Origin of the sequence: Limnohabitans sp. T6-20 (assembly GCF_003063505.1) — a bacterium.
Lineage (GTDB): Bacteria > Pseudomonadota > Gammaproteobacteria > Burkholderiales > Burkholderiaceae_C > Limnohabitans_A.
Window position 1 is genome coordinate 674,314 of record NZ_NERW01000002.1, and the last position, 18,855, is coordinate 693,168.

An 18,855-nucleotide genomic window follows, 5' to 3' on the forward strand; every position below is an offset into this window, starting at 1 on the left:
AATGACACCGAATTCGGCTGCCCGGTTGGGTGTGGCTGGACAGCTTCATCGGGTTTCATCTGGAGAACAAGGCATGCGCAGCTTTCGACGCAATGGCTGGAGTGGCTTTACGCTGCTTGAAGCGCTGGTGGTGCTGGCGCTGCTGGGCACGCTGATGGCGTTGGCCGCGCCCAGCTTGACCGAGCTGCGTCAAAAACACCAAATGCAAAGTCAGGCAGAGCGCCTGCTCGGCAGCCTCATGCTGGCACGTTCAGAGGCTTTGCGCCGCCAACAGCGGGTGACGCTTTGCTTGCGCAGTGCTGGCGATCTTTGTGCTGCAGAGGGCCGTTGGGGGCAAGGTTGGGTGGTGTTTGTGGATGCCAATGACAACGCTGTGCGCGAGGCGAATGAGCCGGTGTTGCAGGTGCAGGAAAGCGTGCCTTCGTTTTTGAAGCTCGAGGGCAACGCCACGGTGAACCGCTATGTGTCTTTTGGCGCAGAAGGGCGCAGCCAAACCACCACAGGGGCTTTTCAGGCGGGCACCTTGACATTGTGCAGACCGGGGCAAGCGGCCATTTGGCGGGTGGTGATCAATGCGGTGGGCAAGCCTAGGCTAGAAACGGCCATGTTGCCTGCTGACACCGAGTGTTGAGTTCGCAAACGGCAGGGTGCTGGGTTCTTAAGCCTTAAGGCCGTGATCAGTTGCGGACTTCGTCCACCAGCATTTTGAATTCGTCGATGTCTTCAAAATTGCGGTACACACTGGCAAAGCGCACATAGGCCACTTTGTCGAGCTTTTTCAGCTCGCGCATGACCAGCTCGCCAATGCGGTGCGACGCGACTTCGCGGCTGGGCAGTGCCAGCAGTTTTTCTTCGATGCGCTCAATCGCACCGTCTACCTGCTCGGTGCTCACGGGGCGCTTGCGCAGGGCCAGGTTCAAGCTGGCACGCAGTTTTTCGCGTTGGTATTCGATGCGTCGGCCGTCTTTTTTGACGATGGCCGGAAAGTTGACTTCCGGCTTTTCGTAAGTGGTGAACCGCTTCTCACACGCCCCACATTGACGGCGACGGCGGATGAAATCCCCGTCTTCGGCCAGCCGCGTTTCCACCACTTGGGTTTCGAGGTGACCGCAAAACGGGCATTTCATCGCCTTGTCCGATCAGCCGTAAACCGGGAAACGGCTGGTCAGCGCGTGCACCTTGGCGCGCACAGCCGCCAAGTTGGCTTCGTCCAGCGGGTTGTCCAGCACGTCGGCGATCAGGTGGGCCGTGGCGCGGGCTTCTTCGTCCTTGAAGCCGCGGGTGGTCATGGCGGGGGTGCCGATGCGCACGCCGCTGGTCACGAACGGCTTTTCAGGGTCGTTCGGGATCGCGTTCTTGTTGATCGTCATGTGGGCCGCGCCCAAAGCCGCTTCGGCCACTTTGCCGGTGATGCCCTTGGCTCGCAGATCGACCAGCATGACGTGGCTCTGGGTGCCGCCGCTCACGATGCGCAGGCCACGCTGGGTCAGGGTCTCGGCCACGATCTGGGCGTTCTTGATCACCTGAGCTTGGTAAGCCTTGAACTCAGGTTGCAGCGCTTCCTTGAAGGCCACGGCCTTGGCCGCGATCACATGCATCAGCGGGCCGCCTTGCAGGCCGGGGAAGATGGCGCTGTTGATGGCTTTCTCGTGCTCGGCCTTCATCAAGATGATGCCGCCGCGTGGGCCGCGCAGGCTCTTGTGCGTGGTCGAGGTCACCACGTCGGCGTGGGGCACGGGGTTGGGGTAGACGCCTGCAGCGATCAGGCCCGCGTAGTGGGCCATGTCGACCATGAAGATCGCGCCGACTTCTTTGGCCACTTTGGCAAAGCGGGCCCAGTCGATGTGCAGGGAGTAGGCCGAGGCACCGGCCACGATCAGCTTGGGCTTGTGCTCGCGGGCTTTGGCTTCCATCGCGTCGTAGTCGATGGCTTCGTTCTTGTCGAGGCCGTAGGACACGACGTTGAACCACTTGCCCGACATGTTCAGGGGCATGCCGTGGGTCAGGTGTCCGCCTTCAGCCAGGCTCATGCCCATGATGGTGTCGCCGGGTTTCAGGAAAGCCAGGAACACGGCTTCGTTGGCCGATGCGCCGCAATGCGGCTGCACGTTGGCGGCGTCTGCGCCAAAGATCTGCTTGATGCGGTCGATGGCCAATTGCTCGGCGATGTCCACGAATTCGCAGCCACCGTAGTAGCGCTTGCCGGGGTAGCCTTCGGCGTATTTGTTGGTCAGCTGCGAGCCTTGCGCGGCCATGACGGCGGGCGAAGCATAGTTTTCGCTGGCGATCAGCTCGATGTGGTGTTCCTGACGCGCGTTTTCGGCCTGGATGGCGGCAAAAATTTCGGGGTCGGCTTGTTCAATCAGAATGTTGCGGTCGTACATGGCAGTCCTTCAAAAGAGATGGAACCTTGGCTCAACAAGGGGGTTGTTGACAAGGGCTGCCCAGGCGAACGGCTGAAAACCCTGGTCTGGGCCTTGAGAGCCTCTTCCGGGCTGTGCGCTTCCCAGTGGTTTGGGGTGCTTCCGAGTTGGAGGGGCACCGCGGTCCACGTCAGAGTGATCTCGTCTTACTGGAAAACGGGGCTCCTATCGCCAGTCGCGCACCTGAATAGTGTATCCCAGCCTTACAAGCGCTTGGCCGGGTTTTTACTGCGGGGGCAGGCGGTCTTTGGCTGACAGGGCTGCGGTGTTTTGTCGTTCCGTGAGTTTTTCAAGCAATTTTTGCTCGGCTAATACCCGTTCGACATACAGCTGCTCGGTGGTTTGTCCGGAGGACATGCCGTAAAGGCGCAAAGCTTCCTCCAGTGTGGCGGTCTGCTGAATCAGGGCCTGCAAATGGCGCACACCGATGCGCAAATTGGTCAGGGGGTCGAAAGCCGACAATTGCCCGCCAAAACGGCTCAACTCATCCACGTGTGCTTTGCGTTCGATTTGCATCAAACCCACATTGCCCTGGCTTCCGGACGCAAACGGGTTGAAACGGGATTCGACCGCCATGATCGCCAGGATCAAGCTGGGCGGCAGTTGACTGCGCTCACCAATTGCCCAAGCTTCGGACACCACGGCGCCCAATGGCTCGCTGGAGACGCGGTACTTGCGGCTCAGCCAACGGGTGACCAACAGTTGGTCGGACGTCAGGTTTTTGAGGCTCTTGGCGGTTGAGCGATGGGCCGCATTGCCGGATTCGGCGGTGTCTGGAACTTCACCTTGTCTGATCTCAAGCCAGCCCAGCAGCACCTCGCTGGCGGAGGCCTGCAGCTCGGGGCGAGACACAAAAGTCAGGCTCACCAGCACGACCACCAAGCCAAGCAAAGCCAGGCTGTGGCGGGTGATTTCTACAAAACCTTCACGGACGTCCATGGCCCAAGTCTGCAGACTCAGACCCAGGCGGGACATGTTCAATGGCGCTGTCATAGCACTTCCTCTCATGCCAAGCGGCAGTGACTTGCATCACTTGAGCGCTTGTTGGTGGGGGGGACGCATTCTGCAAAACAGCCATGGGCTGGTGCAGCTAAAGCCGGGTTCGGCAGCGATATCGGGTTATCCCTAATTCGGGATGTGGACGAATTCTAGGAATATTTAATATCAAGTCAATACTATCAAAGTTTAAAAATATACAAAAAAGAAATATAAAGAGGCTGATGTGTCCGAAATCACAAGAGATTTCCGCCGTTTCATACAAGAGGGCCGGGTCGGACCAAATCCCGGCGAAAATACGAGGTTGTCGACAGCCGCCTTTGAAAATTTTTTGCAAAGATGCCCGGCCCCGACACTGATGCCGTATTTGGCATGGACTGTGTTTTTAAAGTTTTTACCGTGACTTCATCTTCTAAGCCTCTTGACCTCGCCGCTCTTGACCAGTTGACCGGAGGGGCTTTCAATGCCGCCACCTCGGGTGAGCGCAGCGCCCGTTTGCGTGAATGGCTCCTGTCCGAGCCTGCTGCCGACGTGTTGGCCGAGGTGTACCGGGAGATGTCCACACGCGACAAAGGCGCGGCCAAGCTCCTCAAAGAAAAGCTCGACGAGCTCAAACGCGCGCACGGCCAGGAAGCACTGGCCAGCGACTGGGCGCAAAAAGCCGAGCAGATGCTGCAAGCGCCGCGTCTGAACATTGCCGACGCGATGGCGTGGCAGCGAGATGCCGCCAAAGCCGGTGCGCCCCTCTCGCGCGAGCCTCTGGCCAGCTTGAAGGTCCGTTTGGCCGAAGTGGTCAAAGGCGTCGATGATCTGCAGCACCAGGTGATGGTGCAGCGTGAAGCCGCCGTGTTGCTGGCGCAGCGCATCGAAGTGCTGTCCACCAAGCCCATGGCCGAAGCGCAAGCGGCGCTGGCCGGGTTGCAGTCCGACGTGGCGCAGTGGCAATCACAGGCCCAGCAATTGACCACCAACGCCGTTTGGCCGAGTGTGGACATGAAATTTCCGAGCCAACTGGACGCGGCACTGAGCCAGTTGCAGGCGGTCTGGGATGGTTTCTCGGCTGCTTTGACGCTGGCGCAACAAGCCCAGGCCGACGCGACCGCGGCCTTGCCGTCGGTGCCCGTTTGGGCCGATGAAATTCGCCGTTTGCGCGGAGAAGCCGTGGCCGAAGTGCCCGCTGCAGCCGCTGGCGCGACCGAAGCGGTCAAAGAGCCCAAGCCAGCCAAACCCAAGATGGACGCAGCCCAGCGTCAGGCTCTGCGCGAGCAGGCCAACAAGGCTGTGACCGAAGTGCTCGAAGCGCTTGAAAAACAAATCACCGAACCACCGGTGCCTGCCGATGCGCCGGTCGCCTTGCGCGCCGTGCTCAAGACCCATGGCAAAAACCTGGACACCGCCCTCGACGAGCGCGTGCACAAGGCACTGACTGCCACGGGCGATGCCGAAGGCTGGCAACGCTGGTTGGCCGATCAGGTTCGCCAAGACCTGGTGAACCAAGCCGAATCCTTGCTCGATGCCGAAAAAGCCCCCACCGTGGGTGGCCGCAAGATGCAAGACAAGCTGCGCCAATTGCGTGAGAGCTGGAAGCAAACCGACCAAGGCGGCTTGCCCAACCACGCTTTGTGGAAGCGCTTTGATGCCGCGTGCAACGAAGCCTACAAAGCCGTGTTGGCCTGGCTGGAGCAGATGAAAAAAGACTCGGCCGAGCACCGTGCGCAGCGCGTGGCTTTGCTCGATGAAGTCAAAGCGTGGACCTTGGCCAACGCCGAGAGCGACGACTGGCGCGCCCAGTTGCGCGCTTTGCACCAGTTTGCTGACCGCTGGCGCAATGCCGGTCACCTGAGCGAAAAAGCTTTTGGTGAAATGCAGTCGCAGTGGAAGGCCGTGCTCAAAGCCGCCGCCGTCCGACTGGAAGCCGCCCAAAAAGCCAGCGTCGAGCGCCGTCAGGCCTTGATCAACGAAGCCCGTGAAGTGGGTGCTGCACCCGCGCTGCGCGTGGACGCCGTCAAGGCCCTGCAGCAACGTTGGCAAGTCGAAGCGCAATCGGTCCCCTTGGACCGCAAAACCGAACAAAAGCTGTGGGAAGTTTTCCGCGCACCGCTGGACGAAGCTTTTCAGCGCAAAGGCACTGACCGCCAAGCCTCTGCCGCACCGCTGAGCGCACGCGACCGTGCCGTGATCGATGCATCCAAAGCCCTGGACGAAGCCAATGCCGGTGGCGATGCCTCCAAGATTCGCGCCGCCATGGCGGCATTGGATGCCGCTTTGCGCGGTCAAGCCCAAGAAGCGCAGGCCGCGCAAGTGGCTCCTGCCGCCGCCCCAGCCAAAGCGTCTGTGCCTGCACCTGATGCTTCTGCACCAGATGCCGCAGAACCCGATGCCGCAGCCCCTGCACAAGAGAACGCTGAAGACGCCACTCCCGTTGCACAAAACGACGCAGCCGCCTCGGCCGATGCACCAGAAGTGACCGCCGAAAGCGCTGACGCCACCGAAGCTGAAGCCGAAGCACCGGTGGCCCCCGTGGCCCCGCCCAAACCGGCCAAGCCTGTCGTTGCGGTGCGTGGCGATGACCGCCCTGGTCAAAAGAAAACCGAAGCCGCTCCAGCTGGCCGCCGCGATGGCCGTCCCGGTGAGCGCGGTGCCCGCCCAGGTGGCGACCGCGGACCAGGCCGCCCCGGCGAGCGTGGCGGCGATCGCTTTGGTGACCGTGGCCCGCGTGGCGAAGGCCGTGATTTCCGCGAAGACCGGGGTCCGCGCTTGGGTGATGCCGCTTTCCGTGCGCAGCGCGAAGCCATGGAACGTGCCGAAATGTCGCTGCGCAAACTGGCCGCACAAGCCCACGGCGAAACGCTGACCCGTTTGATGACTGCTTGGCAAGATCGCCAAGCCGACGCGCTGCCCAGCGCACAAGAGCTGGGCCGTGCCATCAACGCCGCCACCCGCCAGGCTTGGGCGCAAGCGGTCAGCGCGCAGGCTAAAACGCCAGCCGCCACCGCTTTGTTGCGCCTGGAGATGGCGGCCGAAGTGCCCACGCCTGCCGACAAGCTGAGCGAGCGCCGCATGCTGCAATTGCAGTTGCTGACCCAGCGCAACCGACCCGGCCCCCGCGAAACTTGGGGTCAGGATGTGGCGCAGGTCTTGTCTGGCCCGCACGAAGAGGCCACTGCACGCCGTTTGCAAAACGTCTTGAAGAACCTGCTGCGCGGCTGATCGACCCTTCGCATGCAAAACGGCCGCTCACTGAGCGGCCGTTTTTTTGATCTGTCCCGGTGTCTGCCCGAGCGGCAAGCTGCTTCAGCGCCAATCCAGCCGCTCTGAGCCGCCTGCGCGTTGCAGCCTGAACACTTGCGCCCGCAAAGGGCTGTGGTCGAGCGACCAGTCGCTCAAGACATGCCGTTGGGCCGTGCCCAGCGCATGGTCTGCGGGCTGGTGGGTGTGGCCGTGGATGAGCCGATTCGCCTGCGCCTGCGTCAGCCAGAACAGGCTCATGTCGGGGTCGGCATCGGCAAAGCTCATGCCTTCATGCTTTTGCGATTCGCTGAGCGCCCGCAAGCTGCGGGCAAACTCCTGCCGCTCGGCCAGCGGCTTGGCCAAAAACGCTTGCTGCCATTCGGGGTTGCGCGCTTGCAGTCTGAAGGCCTGATAAGGCTTGTCGTCCAGACACAGTGCGTCGCCGTGGCTGAGCAAAATGCGTTGCGTGCCCAGTTCGAACAAAGTGGGGTCGCTCAGCGCCTCAACGCCACAGGCCCCCAGGTAATCCGGGCCTACCAGAAAGTCGCGGTTACCGGGCATGAAGCCGACATGGGCGCGCTGCGCGGTTTGGCGCAAAACCTCGGCGCAGCTTTGCAAAAACGGGTCTTGAGCGGCGGCATCGTCGCCCACCCAGACTTCAAACAAGTCACCCAGAATCAGCACTGCATCGGCCGGGGTGCGGGCCATGTAGTCACGCCAGGCGTCAAAGGTGGCGGTCTCGGAAGCCTGCAAATGCAGGTCCGAGATCAGGTCCACGGTTTGCCATGTCGCAGGCGCTGTCAGCAAGCCGATGTTCGGCCGGGTGGTGCGCGGGTCAGACATGGCGGGCTACGCTCAGATGGCGACGGCTTTTTCGATCACGACGTCCTCTTTGGGCACGTCACCGTGGCCGCCGCGGTTGCCGGTTTTCACGCCCTTGATCTGGTCGACCACTTCGGTGCCCTTGACCACTTTACCGAACACGGCATAGCCCCAGCCTTGCATGGAGGGGGCGGTGTGGTTCAGGAAGTCGTTTTTGGCCACGTTGATGAAGAACTGGGCGGTGGCCGAGTGGGGTGCCGAGGTGCGGGCCATGGCCACGGTGTACTCGTCGTTTTTCAGGCCGTTGTTGGCTTCGTTTTCGATGGTGGCATCGGTGGGCTTTTGGCTCATGCCAGGCTCAAAGCCACCGCCCTGGACCATGAAGCCGGGGATCACACGGTGAAAAATCGTGTTGTTGTAGTGGCCCTTGTTCACATAGGCCAGGAAGTTTTCGGTCGACTTGGGGGCTTTTTCGGCATCCAGTTCGAGGGTGATGACGCCGTAGCCGGTGATGTGCAGTTCGACTTGTGGGTTGCTCATGGTGTTACTTCAACAAAGTGATGGATTGGATGACAACCGGCGTCCGGGGAACATCGGTCGGGAAGGGGCCGCCAGCGCCTGTGGGCGTGTTGCGGATTTTTTGGACCACGTCCATGCCGGACGTGACTTTGCCAAAAACGGTGTAGCCAGCAAGCTGGGGGTGATTGACCAGCTGGCTGCGGGGCACGCTGGGGTAAACACGGCCCTGGTATTCAAATTTCGTCACCGGATCGCCATCGGGGATGGGCGTGGGGTCCAGAAAAGCGTTGTCCACCACGTTGATGAAAAACTGCGCCGTGGCCGATTGCGGGTCGTTGGTGCGCGCCATGGCCAATGTGCCGGTGGTGTTTTTCAGGCCTGCGGCCAGGGCTTGGCGGCCTTCGTGCTGCACGGGGGCGCGGGTTTTCTTCTCTTTGTATTGGGCGTCATAGCCGCCGCCTTGCACCATGAAGCCCGCAATCACGCGGTGAAAAATCGTGCCGTCGTAGTGCTTGTCGCTCACATACTGCAAAAAGTTGGCCACGGTTTTGGGGGCCTTGTCGGCGTACAGCTCAGCTTCGATGTCGCCCATCGAGGTGCTGATGCGCACTTTGCTCACGCCGCTGGTTTGGGCCTGGCTGGCCGCGGGCAGTGCCAGAGCCAAGGGCAGGGCGATCGACAGGGCGAAAGAGGTCAAAAAACGAAAACGGTTCATGGTGTCCTTTCAACAGGCGCAGCGCGCTTGACGGTGCAGATCACTTCAAAATCTGCTCGGCTGCCTGCAGCTTGCTGGCTGCACGGGGCTGCGATGGCATGGCTTTGTTGGCATTTTGATAGGCCTGAATGGCCAGCGCGATGTAGACATCGCCCAGGTTTTCGAGCGCTGTGGCGTAATCCGGGCGGGCACGCACGGCCGCTTGCAAGGCCTCCAGGGCTTCTGCGTATCGGTTTTGGCGGGCCAGCAAGGCGGCCAGGTTGTTGTGGGGCTCGGGCAATTCCGGGAAAGACCGGGTCAGGGTCAGCAAGGTTTCCATGGCGGCTGCGGTCTGACCTTGTCCGTCCTGAATCCGGCTGAGCAGCAAACGCATTTGCGGGTCGGTGGGCTGGGATTTCAGGTGTTCCTCTGCCTGGGCTTGGGCTTTGGCCCACTGCTGCGTGCCGACCAGTCGGTTCACATCGGTGTAGATGTCCGCTTTGGCACCTGCACTGAACAGCATCAAAATACAAGACAGGACGAACGGGAGTAGAGAGTGCATGCGCGCCAAAAGTATCGAATCTGGGCTGCCAAGAACTGGGAGCGGGGCCCCTGACGGGGATATACTGGACGGTCATTGTAGCGGAGGCCATGTGGCCGCAACGCTGCCTGCGAGACCTGCTGCCCACGTGTATGGCGGCTGCTTTTAAGCTGAATCTCCCGCTTTCCTCTTGCCTGCCCAGAACCCGATGCTGGTCATTGCCTTGTAGGTTTTTTGTGTTCCGAAATTTCTTTGATCTGACATGAGTCTGCGCATTTTCAACACGCTGAGCCGTGCTGTTTCCGACTTTTCGCCTGCCGAGCCGGGCCATGTGCGCATGTACGTGTGCGGCATGACGGTTTATGACCTGTGCCACCTGGGCCATGCCCGCTCGATGATCGCTTTTGACGTGGTGCAGCGCTGGCTCAAGGCCAGCGGCTACCAAGTGACTTATGTGCGCAACGTGACCGACATCGACGACAAGATCATCAAGCGCGCACTCGAAAACGGCGAAACCATCCGCAGCCTGACCGACCGCATGATCGACGCGCTGCACCAGGACGCCGACGCGCTGGGCATTGAGCGCCCCCAACACGAGCCCCGCGCCACCGACTACGTGCCCCAAATGCTGAGCATGATCGGCACGCTGGAGCAAAAAGGCCTGGCCTACCGCGCTGGCAACGGCGATGTGAACTACGCGGTGCGCAAGTTCCCGGGCTACGGCAAGTTGTCGGGCAAGTCGCTGGACGAATTGAATGCCGGTGAGCGCGTGGCCGTGGAGACCGACAAGAACGACCCGCTGGACTTTGTGCTCTGGAAGAGCGCCAAACCCACCGAGCCCGAAGACGTGAAATGGGCCAGCCCTTTTGGTGCGGGCCGTCCTGGCTGGCACATCGAGTGCTCGGCCATGGCCTGCGAGTTGCTGGGGCAGACCTTTGACATCCATGGCGGTGGGGCCGATTTGCAGTTTCCGCACCACGAAAACGAAATCGCCCAAAGCGAAGGCGCCAACGGCCAGACCCTGGCGCGCTTTTGGATGCACAACGGCTTCATCAACGTGGACAACGAGAAGATGTCCAAAAGCCTGGGCAATTTCTTCACCATCCGTGATGTGCTGAAAGAGTTTGATGCCGAGACCGTGCGCTTTTTCATTGTGCGCAGCCACTACCGCAGCTCGCTCAATTACAGCGATGTGCACCTGAACGACGCCAAAGGTGCATTGAAGCGCCTTTACACGGCGCTGCAAGCCGTGCCGCCTGCCGACGTGAAGATCGACTGGGCCGACCCCTTGGCCGCCCGCTTCAAGGCCGCGATGGACGAAGACTTTGGCACGCCCGAAGCGGTGGCCGTGCTGTTCGAGTTGGCGGGCGAAGTCAACCGCAGCGGCTCGGCCGAACGCGCTGGCTTGCTCAAGGCCTTGGGTGGCTTGCTGGGTTTGTTGCAAACCGACCCAACGGTCTATCTGCAAGCGGGCGCAGGCTTGGACGAAGCCGCCATTCAGGCACAAATTCAGGCCCGTGCCGATGCCAAAAAAGCCAAAAACTTTGCCGAGGCCGACCGCATTCGCAACGAATTGCTGGCCCAAGGCATTGTGCTCAAAGACTCAGCCACCGGCACGACCTGGGAGGCTGCGCAGTGACCGTGGCCGTGATTCCCGCTGTGACGCCCGTCACGCCCGCTTATTGGGCCGAGGCCTGCGCGCACTTGGCCAAAAAAGACCGGGTCATGAAAAAGCTGATCCCTCAGTTTGGCGACGCCATTCTGGAAACCCGGGGCGATGCCTTTGTGACCTTGGCGCGTTCCATCGTGGGCCAGCAAATTTCGGTCAAAGCGGCCCAGTCGGTCTGGGACCGTTTTTCGGTCTTGACCAAGCGCCTGACACCCGCCGCCGTGCTCAAGCTCAAGGTGGACGACATGCGGGCGGCCGGTTTGTCGGCCCGCAAAGTCGAATATTTGGTGGACCTGGCCATGCACTTCAGCTCGGGCACCGTGCACGTCAAGGCCTGGCAAGAGATGGACGACGAGGCCATCATTGACGAATTGGTGGCCATTCGGGGCATTGGCCGCTGGACGGCCGAAATGTTTCTGATTTTTCACCTCATGCGGCCCAATGTGTTGCCGCTCGATGATGTGGGCCTGATCAACGGCATCAGCCGCAACTATTTTTCGGGCGAGCCGGTCAGCCGCAGCGACGCCCGCGAGGTGGCCCAAGCCTGGAGTCCTTATGCGACCGTGGCAACTTGGTATATTTGGCGCTCGCTGGATCCGGTTCCGGTCGCGTATTGAGGGTTGGACGAGGCGTCCACCCGATCATGAACAGAGGAGTAAAACTTGGCCAAAAAAACATTTCTCGACTTTGAGCAACCCGTTGCCGAACTCGAAGCCAAGATCGAAGAGTTGCGCTACGTGCAATCCGAGTCGGCGGTGGACATCACCCTCGAAATCGAGCAGCTGAGCAAGAAAAGCCAGCAACTGACCAAAGACATCTACAGCGACCTGACGCCCTGGCAGGTCACCAAAATCTCGCGTCACCCCGAGCGTCCTTACACGCTGGACTACATCAACGGCATCTTCACCGATTTTGTCGAGATGCACGGTGACCGCCACTTTGCCGACGATCTGTCCATCGTGGGCGGCTTGGCCCGCTTCAATGGCCAAGCCTGCATGGTGCTGGGTCAACAAAAAGGCCGCGACACCAAAGAGCGCACCATGCGCAACTTTGGCATGAGCAAGCCCGAGGGCTACCGCAAAGCGCTGCGCCTCATGAAGACGGCCGAAAAGTTCAAGCTGCCTGTGTTCACTTTTGTGGACACGCCCGGTGCTTACCCCGGCATCGACGCCGAGGAGCGCGGCCAGTCCGAAGCCATTGGCCGCAACATTTTCGAGATGGCCCAGCTCGAAGTGCCGATCATCACCACCATCATTGGCGAAGGTGGCTCGGGGGGCGCATTGGCCATTTCGGTGGCCGACCAGGTGCTCATGCTGCAGTATTCGGTGTACTCGGTGATCAGCCCCGAAGGCTGCGCCTCGATTTTGTGGAAAACCAGCGAAAAAGCCGAAGTCGCGGCCGAGGCCCTGGGCATCACGGCACACCGACTGAAGGCGCTGAACCTGATCGACAAGATCGTCAACGAGCCTGTGGGCGGTGCCCACCGCGATACCGAGCAAATGGTGTCCTTCCTCAAGCGTGCCTTGGGCGACGCCTGGCGTCAAGTGGCGGACCTCAAACCCAAAGAGCTGCTGGAGCGCCGCTACGAGCGCCTGAACAGCTACGGCCGTTTCACTGATACCAAAGCGGGCAAATAAAAACTGCAGCTGGGCCGTCAGGCTTCACACATGGCTCCCCGATCGGTGCCTTCCCTCGAACAGGCCCTGGCTGATTTCAGCCCGGGCCTTCCTTTTGCTGTGGCCTTCAGCGGCGGTGCCGACTCCACGGCTTTGCTGTTGGCCTGCACCCGTCGTTGGCCGGGGCAGGTGAGGGCGGTGCACATTCACCACGGCTTGCAAGACGCGGCAGATGCTTTTGAAGCGCATTGCCGTGCGCTGTGCCAACAACTGAGCGTGCCTTTGGCGGTGCGCCGGGTGCAGGCGGGCCATGCCCCCGGCCAAAGCCCCGAAGACGCGGCCCGCAAAGCCCGCTACCAGGCGCTGGCCGAAGCGGTGCAAACCGAGTGGCCCGAGGTGCATGACATCGCGCTTGCCCAACATGCCGACGACCAGGTGGAGACTTTGCTGATTGCTTTGTCGCGTGGCGCGGGCTTGCCCGGTTTGGCCAGCATGCCCGCGCACTGGCAGCGCATGGGCTTGCAGTGGCACCGGCCATTTTTGGCGGTGCCCGGTGCGGCTTTGCGCGAGTGGCTGCTGAGTCTTGGCCAAAGCTGGGTCGAAGACCCCACCAACACCGACGAACAATTCACGCGCAATCGCATCCGGGCCCAAGTGCTGCCCGTTTTGGCCGAGGCCTTGCCCGCTTTTCGCGAGACCTTTGCCCGCAGCGCCGCCCATGCAGCGCAAGCGCAAGAAGTCTTGAACGAGGTGGCAGCGCAAGACCTGGCGCACATCGGCGTGCCCCCGCGCATCGAGGTTTTGCAGCGCCTCGGCCGCGCCCGCCAGGCGCTGGTGCTGCGCCATTGGCTACGGCAGCACCACACCACCACGCCCAGCGCAGCGCAACTGAACGAGCTGCTGGACCAACTGGCCGCTTGCACCACCCGTGGTCATCGGATCCATTTGAAGGTGGGCTCGGGCTTTGTGCAACGGCAAGGCCAGCACCTCAGCTGGCAAGCCGCCTGACCCATTCACCCGGCACACCCCAAGGATTGGGGCAAGGGGTGACCAGTGCGATGCCGGGACGGGTCAAGAACGCGTCAGCCCGGTTGGTACAATCGACGGGTTTTGCTGAGGGCAAACCCTTGGCAAACGTTTGCGATGCGGCCTTGACAGTGCGCATCCGCTTTCATCTTCTATTCATCACTACACATGGCTTTGATCGTTCACAAATACGGCGGCACCTCGATGGGCTCGACCGAGCGCATCCGCAATGTCGCCAAGCGCGTGGCCAAATGGGCGCGCGCTGGCCACCAGATCGTGGTGGTCCCCAGCGCCATGAGCGGCGAGACCAACCGCCTGCTGGGTCTCGCCAAAGAGCTGGCCCCCGCCAAACCCGGCGATGCCTACAGCCGCGAACTCGACATGCTGGCCTCTACCGGTGAGCAAGCATCGTCGGCCTTGTTGGCCATCGCGCTGCAATCCGAAGGCCAGCCTTCGGTCAGTTACGCCGGCTGGCAAGTGCCCATCAAAACCAACAGCGCCTTCACCAAAGCCCGCATCGAGTCCATCGATGACGTGCGCGTGCGCGCCGACCTGAACGCTGGCAAGGTCGTGATCATCACGGGTTTCCAGGGTGTGGACGACAACGGCAACATCACCACGCTCGGCCGTGGCGGCTCAGACACCTCGGCCGTGGCCGTGGCTGCAGCCCTCAAGGCTGACGAATGCCTGATTTACACCGACGTGGATGGCGTGTACACCACCGACCCGCGCGTGGTGCCCGAAGCGCGCCGCCTGCAGACCGTGAGCTTTGAAGAGATGCTCGAAATGGCCTCTTTGGGCTCCAAGGTTTTGCAAATTCGCTCGGTTGAGTTTGCTGGCAAATACAAAGTGCCCATGCGCGTGCTGTCGAGCTTCACGCCCTGGGACATCGACATCAACGAAGAAGCCGCATCCGGCACCCTGATCACTTTTGAGGAAGACGAACAAATGGAACAAGCCGTCGTTTCCGGCATCGCATTCAACCGCGACGAAGCCAAAATCTCCGTGTTGGGCGTGCCCGACAAGCCCGGCATTGCCTACCAAATCCTGGGCGCTGTGGCCGATGCCAACATCGAAGTGGACGTGATCATCCAGAACCTGAGCAAAGACGGCAAGACCGACTTCAGCTTCACCGTTCACCGCAACGACTACGCCAAGACCATCGACCTGCTCAAGGACAAAGTCTTGCCCGCACTGGGCGCGGCCGAAGTCTCGGGCGATGCCAAGATCTGCAAAGTGTCGATCGTTGGCATTGGCATGCGCAGCCATGTGGGCGTGGCCAGCAAGATGTTCCGTAGCTTGAGCGAAGAGGGCATCAACATCCAGATGATTTCCACCTCCGAAATCAAGACTTCGGTCGTGATCGATGAAAAATACATGGAATTGGCCGTGCGCGCACTGCACAAAGCCTTCGATCTGGATCAAGCCTAAGTTATAATTTGACCCACTGGAAACGTGACCGAGTGGCCGAAGGTGCTCCCCTGCTAAGGGAGTATGGGGTGTAGAGCCTCATCGAGGGTTCGAATCCCTCCGTTTCCGCCAAGACCAAGCCCCGCAAATCTTTGATTTTCGGGGCTTTTTCTTTGCCGGTTCAACATCGGCACATCTGCTGCGGAAAACCCCCTTTCAAAACCATTCAGCGCGCCACGCGATATTTTGTATTTGTTGATTTTTTGTCAATGAAGTTGGTTTTGATTTTTTGAATTCAACTTGGTTTCGTGATGGTTTCATTTCTTTAAAACTACTTAAGAAAACAGAATCGACTTCTAAGAACTTTTAAGACATCAAAGAGGTATTAGGTAAGAAAATTGAGGCAATTAGTTTAAAAATTGCCAGAAATGAAAATCGCCCAGAGCCATCACCAAGTTGCGTACCGTCTTATCCAGGCATCACGGTGGACAGTTTGGGCTGCAGCAGCGCTCTTGGTGCAAGGTGTGCAAGCGCAAAGTGTGGATGCGGGCAAGAAGCCTCTGCGGTTTTTTGACCTGACCCAGACCGATGTGCTGGCTCTGCCTGCATTTGAAATTGGCGACACAGATGTGGCGGCATCAGCCCAGCCAGACAACGCCACCGATTTGCCCGAATTCATTCAGCGGGCTCTCGACACCAGTCCGCAGTTGCAGCAAGTCAGGGCGCAACTCGACACCGCCCAATCGGGCCGAAAAATTGCCCGTGCTGACTTGTTGCCCAGTTTGTCTTTGCGCTATGCCACTGGGCCAGAGCGCTCGCAAACGGTCAACCAGGCATTGGACGAACACACCTACAAACAAAATGCCGTTCGCCTGACGCAGCCGATTTTCAACGCCACTTTGTGGAATGAGTTCTCGGGCAGTCGTCAGGCCGAAGCCTCGGCGCAGTACCGTTTGCAATCGGCTTATGACAACGTGGTCATGTCGGTGGTCCGCTCTACGGTCGATGTGGCCACGGCTCGCCTGGTGCTGGATTTCTCCAACATCCAGCTGGCCCAGTTGCAAAACATCATGACTTACCTGGAAACCCGTGTGGCGGTGGGGGCCGCCAGCCCGGCTGACCTGGAGCGTGCGCGCACTCGCGTGCTCAATGCCCGGCAAGTTCGCATCGAGCAACAAGCCGCCTACCGCAATGCCGCACTCGAGCTGGCGCGCCTGACCAGCCTCACGCCGCAAGCCATTCGCCTGCCCGATGTGGCGCGGTTTCCAGCCATCCCGTCCAGCGCTGCGCAATTGCAAACCTTGGCCTTGGAGCAAAACCCGGACATCCGCGCGCTGAAAAGCGATGTCGAATTTCAGGAATTTCGCATCCAAGCCGAGATGTCGAAATACCTGCCCGTGGTGGGCTTCAGCCTGGAGCGTGATGTCAGTAAAAACGTGCAGGGCACCAACGGCCCACACACCGACACCCGCGCCCTGTTGGTTGTCAACTGGGCCACATCCCTGGGTGGTAAGGAGTACTTTCAGGCAGAGCAAGCGCGATCCGAAATGCGTGTTCGCGAGGCCAAAGTCACCGATGAAAGCCAACGTCTGACCCAAGCCATCGAGGGCGATCACGCCTTGCTGCAGTCGGCCGTGCTGCGCATGCAAACCGCCCAACAAGAGCAAGCATCGGCCAGCAGCGTGGTGGAGGCCGTGGCCGAGCAGCTGCGCATTGGTCGTTTGGGCTCTTTGCTGGACGCGCTGGATGCCAGTGAGCGCTACTTCTCGGCGCGCCAGCGGCTGGCGCAATCCATTGGTCAAAACATCAAAGCGCACGCCCAAATCCTGCAGCGCATTGGCCAGTTGAGCGCCATCCAGCCCTGATCACACCCAACCCATTACCCACGCAAAGCACCCATGGCAGCAACATCTGATTCCGGCGAAGCCGCTGACATCTTCTGGCCCGGCTACGTCGACGCCGTCACCAACCTGGCCATCAACCTGCTTTTTGTCATCGCCGTCATGAGCATCGTGGTGCTGGGGGCCACCTTGCAGCTGGCGCAAATGACCAAGAAAAAAGCCATCGAAGAAGCCCAGTCGCATCAAACGGCCACCTCGGCATCGCACACGCAAGAAAAACAAAAAGGTGAGCAACAAAAAGACGCGAATGCACAAAGCAAAGACGAGACCGTCAGCCGCATGCAGCAAACCATCAACGATGTACAAGCCAAGCTTGAAATCACCCAGAAAAAGCTCGATGAAACACAGCGCAAATTGACGCAAGTGCAAGACGTGCGCACCGACGTTGTGCAGGCCAAAGACAACAAACCCACCGAGCCTAAGCAGGCCAACAGCGTGCAAAGCCTCACACAGGCCGCGCTGGTGGTGGTGTTCAGCCCCGATGTGGTGACCCTGTCGCCCGCAGAAGTCAGCGAGCTGATGGCCAAGCTCAAGAAAGTCAGCGCCCTCCAGGCCGGGCGTTGGCAAATCACGGTCATCTCGCCCAAGGGCTTTTCTGAAGCGGCCCGTTTGTCTTTTTACCGAGCCAACGCCGTGCGCAACGCCTTGCTCGAAAACGGTGCCAGCAGTGCAGCGATCGATCTGAAGATCCATGAAAGCACGCAAGCCGGTGCGGACAACAGCAAAGTGCTGTTGCGGTGGGTGCCATGAACTGGCGACAAATGACCACAGACCAGCGGCTGATGCTGGCCTTGGCGGTCCTGGTGTCTTGCGCCATGTTGTGGGCCATTTTGGCGCCAGTGGACCAGATCGTGCGTGCTGAAGGCCGCATCATTGCGGCAGGCCGCGCCCAGATCGTGCAGCACCTCGAAGGCGGCATCGTGCAGCAAATTTTGGTGCGCGAAGGGCAGGTGGTGTCTGCGGGTGATGTCTTGATGCGGCTGTCCGATGTGCAAGCCAACACCTCGGTTCAGCAAGGCCGATCACGTCAACATGCGTTGTTGGCGCAGCAAGCCCGCTTGACGGCTGAGGCGCAAGGCCAAGCCGAGCCGAAATTTTCAGCCGATATCCCCGAAGACATTCAGCGTGAAGCGCTCAATGCCTTCAAAGAGCGGCTGGCGCGTGTGCGCTCTGAGCGGGCCGTTATCGGCCAGCAGCACACCCAGCGACAAGCCGAACTCAGCGAAGCCCGCAGCCGCATCGTCAGCACACAAGTCGAGCTGGACTTGGCCCGCAAGCAGTCCACCATGATGGATGTGCTGGCCAAAAAGGGCGCGGCCTCGCAAATGGAATTGCTCGAATCGCAAAGCCGAACCCAGCGCCTCACCACGACCCTGAACGACATCCAGGCTTCTTTGCCCCGCTTGCAGGCTGCCGTGTCTGAGTTGGCCGCTCGTCTTGACGAAGCCCAGGCGCGCTTTCGTGCCGATGCCCGGACCGAGCTCACGCAAGTCAGCGCCGAGCTGTCCAAGCTCAGCTTGGCGGTGGACGGCGACACCGACCGTCTGGACCGCACCGAAGTGCGCGCGCCGACAAATGGTTACATCAACCGCCTGAACTTCAACACCATGGGCGGTGTGGTCAAGCCCGGCGAAGTGCTGCTGGAGATCACGCCCAACCAAGGCCCCGTGGCCGTCGAAGCCCGTGTGCGCCCCAACGACCGCGCCTCATTGCGCCCCGGCTTGACCACCCGCGTCATGATCGGCGCCTACGACTACGCCGTCTATGGCGCACTCAATGGCCGACTGGTCGAAGTCAGCGCCGACACCTTGCCCGACGAATCCGGCCAGCGCTACTACCGCGTCCTGATCCAGACCGACACCCCCTCGCAGCGCATGGCCTCGCTGGCCATCTTGCCCGGCATGACCGCGCGTGCCGACGTGGTGCTGGGTCAACGCAGCGTCATGACTTATTTGCTGTCGCCTCTGCTGCGCTTCAAGCAGCAGGCCTTCACAGAACCTACTTGAT

17 protein-coding genes, 1 tRNA gene and 1 riboswitch are annotated in these 18,855 nt (G+C 60.6%); of the genes, 11 read left to right on the plus strand and 7 right to left on the minus strand.

The window, feature by feature from the left end:
- The first annotated feature begins 73 nt into the window (after window positions 1–73).
- Window positions 74–631 carry a GspH/FimT family protein gene (locus tag B9Z33_RS09285; protein ID WP_233252781.1) on the plus strand — a complete coding sequence of 186 codons (558 nt, stop codon included), beginning with the start codon at window positions 74–76 and terminating at the stop codon, window positions 629–631.
- A 46-nt stretch (window positions 632–677) separates the two neighbouring features.
- Here B9Z33_RS09285 and nrdR read toward each other — a convergent pair whose 3' ends face one another.
- The 3 genes from nrdR to B9Z33_RS09300 form a co-directional block, all read right to left on the minus strand.
- Complete coding sequence (gene nrdR / locus B9Z33_RS09290) at window positions 678–1,127, minus strand: transcriptional regulator NrdR (protein ID WP_108286714.1); 450 nt, start codon at window positions 1,125–1,127, stop codon at window positions 678–680.
- Between the two features lie 12 nt (window positions 1,128–1,139).
- Window positions 1,140–2,384 carry a serine hydroxymethyltransferase gene (gene glyA, locus B9Z33_RS09295; RefSeq protein WP_108286715.1) on the minus strand — a complete coding sequence of 415 codons (1,245 nt, stop codon included), beginning with the start codon at window positions 2,382–2,384 and terminating at the stop codon, window positions 1,140–1,142.
- A 51-nt stretch (window positions 2,385–2,435) separates the two neighbouring features.
- Window positions 2,436–2,612: riboswitch (ZMP/ZTP riboswitch) on the minus strand.
- A gap of 36 nt (window positions 2,613–2,648) precedes the next feature.
- Window positions 2,649–3,416, minus strand: coding sequence for a transglycosylase SLT domain-containing protein (locus B9Z33_RS09300; RefSeq protein ID WP_158270202.1), 768 nt, complete (start codon window positions 3,414–3,416; stop codon window positions 2,649–2,651).
- A gap of 402 nt (window positions 3,417–3,818) precedes the next feature.
- Here B9Z33_RS09300 and B9Z33_RS09305 point away from each other — a divergent pair, with 402 nt between their 5' ends.
- Window positions 3,819–6,629: a DUF349 domain-containing protein gene (locus tag B9Z33_RS09305; protein WP_233252782.1), complete on the plus strand. Its 2,811-nt coding sequence runs from the start codon at window positions 3,819–3,821 to the stop codon at window positions 6,627–6,629.
- A gap of 84 nt (window positions 6,630–6,713) precedes the next feature.
- Here the strand turns inward: B9Z33_RS09305 and B9Z33_RS09310 are convergent, their stop codons facing one another.
- From B9Z33_RS09310 to B9Z33_RS09325, 4 genes are read right to left on the minus strand one after another with little or no spacing between them, the layout of a single operon-like run.
- Window positions 6,714–7,493 (minus strand): UDP-2,3-diacylglucosamine diphosphatase, encoded by a 780-nt coding sequence (locus B9Z33_RS09310; RefSeq protein ID WP_108286718.1) that lies wholly within the window; start codon window positions 7,491–7,493, stop codon window positions 6,714–6,716.
- 12 nt (window positions 7,494–7,505) lie between these two features.
- Complete coding sequence (locus tag B9Z33_RS09315) at window positions 7,506–8,012, minus strand: peptidylprolyl isomerase (RefSeq protein ID WP_108286719.1); 507 nt, start codon at window positions 8,010–8,012, stop codon at window positions 7,506–7,508.
- Window positions 8,013–8,016: 4 nt separating this feature from the next.
- A complete protein-coding gene (locus B9Z33_RS09320; RefSeq protein ID WP_108286720.1) occupies window positions 8,017–8,706 on the minus strand; it encodes a peptidylprolyl isomerase in 690 nt (229 codons plus the stop codon).
- A 40-nt stretch (window positions 8,707–8,746) separates the two neighbouring features.
- Window positions 8,747–9,247, minus strand: a complete 501-nt coding sequence (locus B9Z33_RS09325) for a tetratricopeptide repeat protein (protein ID WP_108286721.1) — start codon at window positions 9,245–9,247, stop codon at window positions 8,747–8,749.
- Between the two features lie 241 nt (window positions 9,248–9,488).
- On the opposite strand from B9Z33_RS09325, the gene cysS reads away from it, so the two are divergent.
- From cysS to B9Z33_RS09370, 9 genes are all read left to right on the plus strand, one after another.
- On the plus strand, window positions 9,489–10,865 hold the full coding sequence (gene cysS / locus B9Z33_RS09330; RefSeq protein WP_108286722.1) for a cysteine--tRNA ligase: 1,377 nt from the start codon (window positions 9,489–9,491) through the stop codon (window positions 10,863–10,865).
- Window positions 10,862–11,512 carry a DNA-3-methyladenine glycosylase gene (locus B9Z33_RS09335; protein ID WP_108286723.1) on the plus strand — a complete coding sequence of 217 codons (651 nt, stop codon included), beginning with the start codon at window positions 10,862–10,864 and terminating at the stop codon, window positions 11,510–11,512. Before cysS ends, B9Z33_RS09335 begins: the two co-directional genes overlap by 4 nt.
- Window positions 11,513–11,557: 45 nt before the next feature.
- Window positions 11,558–12,532, plus strand: coding sequence for an acetyl-CoA carboxylase carboxyltransferase subunit alpha (locus B9Z33_RS09340; RefSeq protein ID WP_108286724.1), 975 nt, complete (start codon window positions 11,558–11,560; stop codon window positions 12,530–12,532).
- Window positions 12,533–12,562: 30 nt separating this feature from the next.
- On the plus strand, window positions 12,563–13,519 hold the full coding sequence (gene tilS, locus B9Z33_RS09345) for a tRNA lysidine(34) synthetase TilS (RefSeq protein ID WP_108286725.1): 957 nt from the start codon (window positions 12,563–12,565) through the stop codon (window positions 13,517–13,519).
- A gap of 186 nt (window positions 13,520–13,705) precedes the next feature.
- Complete coding sequence (locus B9Z33_RS09350) at window positions 13,706–14,968, plus strand: aspartate kinase (protein ID WP_108286726.1); 1,263 nt, start codon at window positions 13,706–13,708, stop codon at window positions 14,966–14,968.
- Between the two features lie 18 nt (window positions 14,969–14,986).
- Window positions 14,987–15,079: transfer RNA gene (locus tag B9Z33_RS09355), tRNA-Ser, on the plus strand.
- 296 nt (window positions 15,080–15,375) lie between these two features.
- Window positions 15,376–16,812: a TolC family protein gene (locus tag B9Z33_RS09360; protein ID WP_108286727.1), complete on the plus strand. Its 1,437-nt coding sequence runs from the start codon at window positions 15,376–15,378 to the stop codon at window positions 16,810–16,812.
- A 33-nt stretch (window positions 16,813–16,845) separates the two neighbouring features.
- Window positions 16,846–17,598, plus strand: coding sequence for a hypothetical protein (locus tag B9Z33_RS09365; RefSeq protein ID WP_108286728.1), 753 nt, complete (start codon window positions 16,846–16,848; stop codon window positions 17,596–17,598).
- Window positions 17,595–18,854 (plus strand): HlyD family type I secretion periplasmic adaptor subunit, encoded by a 1,260-nt coding sequence (locus B9Z33_RS09370; RefSeq protein WP_108286729.1) that lies wholly within the window; start codon window positions 17,595–17,597, stop codon window positions 18,852–18,854. Before B9Z33_RS09365 ends, B9Z33_RS09370 begins: the two co-directional genes overlap by 4 nt.
- Window position 18,855 lies beyond the last annotated feature (1 nt).

What these genes read in the sequence shown, in the direction of transcription:
- B9Z33_RS09350 (WP_108286726.1), top strand. Translation starts at nt 13,706, where the DNA reads ATGGCTTTGATCGTTCACAAATACGGCGGCACCTCGATGGGCTCGACC.
- B9Z33_RS09370 (WP_108286729.1), top strand. Translation starts at nt 17,595, where the DNA reads ATGAACTGGCGACAAATGACCACAGACCAGCGGCTGATGCTGGCCTTG.
- B9Z33_RS09315 (WP_108286719.1), bottom strand. Translation starts at nt 8,012, where the DNA reads ATGAGCAACCCACAAGTCGAACTGCACATCACCGGCTACGGCGTCATC.
- B9Z33_RS09310 (WP_108286718.1), bottom strand. Translation starts at nt 7,493, where the DNA reads ATGTCTGACCCGCGCACCACCCGGCCGAACATCGGCTTGCTGACAGCG.
- tilS (WP_108286725.1), top strand. Translation starts at nt 12,563, where the DNA reads ATGGCTCCCCGATCGGTGCCTTCCCTCGAACAGGCCCTGGCTGATTTC.
- B9Z33_RS09325 (WP_108286721.1), bottom strand. Translation starts at nt 9,247, where the DNA reads ATGCACTCTCTACTCCCGTTCGTCCTGTCTTGTATTTTGATGCTGTTC.
- B9Z33_RS09285 (WP_233252781.1), top strand. Translation starts at nt 74, where the DNA reads ATGCGCAGCTTTCGACGCAATGGCTGGAGTGGCTTTACGCTGCTTGAA.
- B9Z33_RS09300 (WP_158270202.1), bottom strand. Translation starts at nt 3,416, where the DNA reads ATGACAGCGCCATTGAACATGTCCCGCCTGGGTCTGAGTCTGCAGACT.
- B9Z33_RS09365 (WP_108286728.1), top strand. Translation starts at nt 16,846, where the DNA reads ATGGCAGCAACATCTGATTCCGGCGAAGCCGCTGACATCTTCTGGCCC.
- cysS (WP_108286722.1), top strand. Translation starts at nt 9,489, where the DNA reads ATGAGTCTGCGCATTTTCAACACGCTGAGCCGTGCTGTTTCCGACTTT.
- B9Z33_RS09320 (WP_108286720.1), bottom strand. Translation starts at nt 8,706, where the DNA reads ATGAACCGTTTTCGTTTTTTGACCTCTTTCGCCCTGTCGATCGCCCTG.
- glyA (WP_108286715.1), bottom strand. Translation starts at nt 2,384, where the DNA reads ATGTACGACCGCAACATTCTGATTGAACAAGCCGACCCCGAAATTTTT.
- B9Z33_RS09360 (WP_108286727.1), top strand. Translation starts at nt 15,376, where the DNA reads ATGAAAATCGCCCAGAGCCATCACCAAGTTGCGTACCGTCTTATCCAG.
- nrdR (WP_108286714.1), bottom strand. Translation starts at nt 1,127, where the DNA reads ATGAAATGCCCGTTTTGCGGTCACCTCGAAACCCAAGTGGTGGAAACG.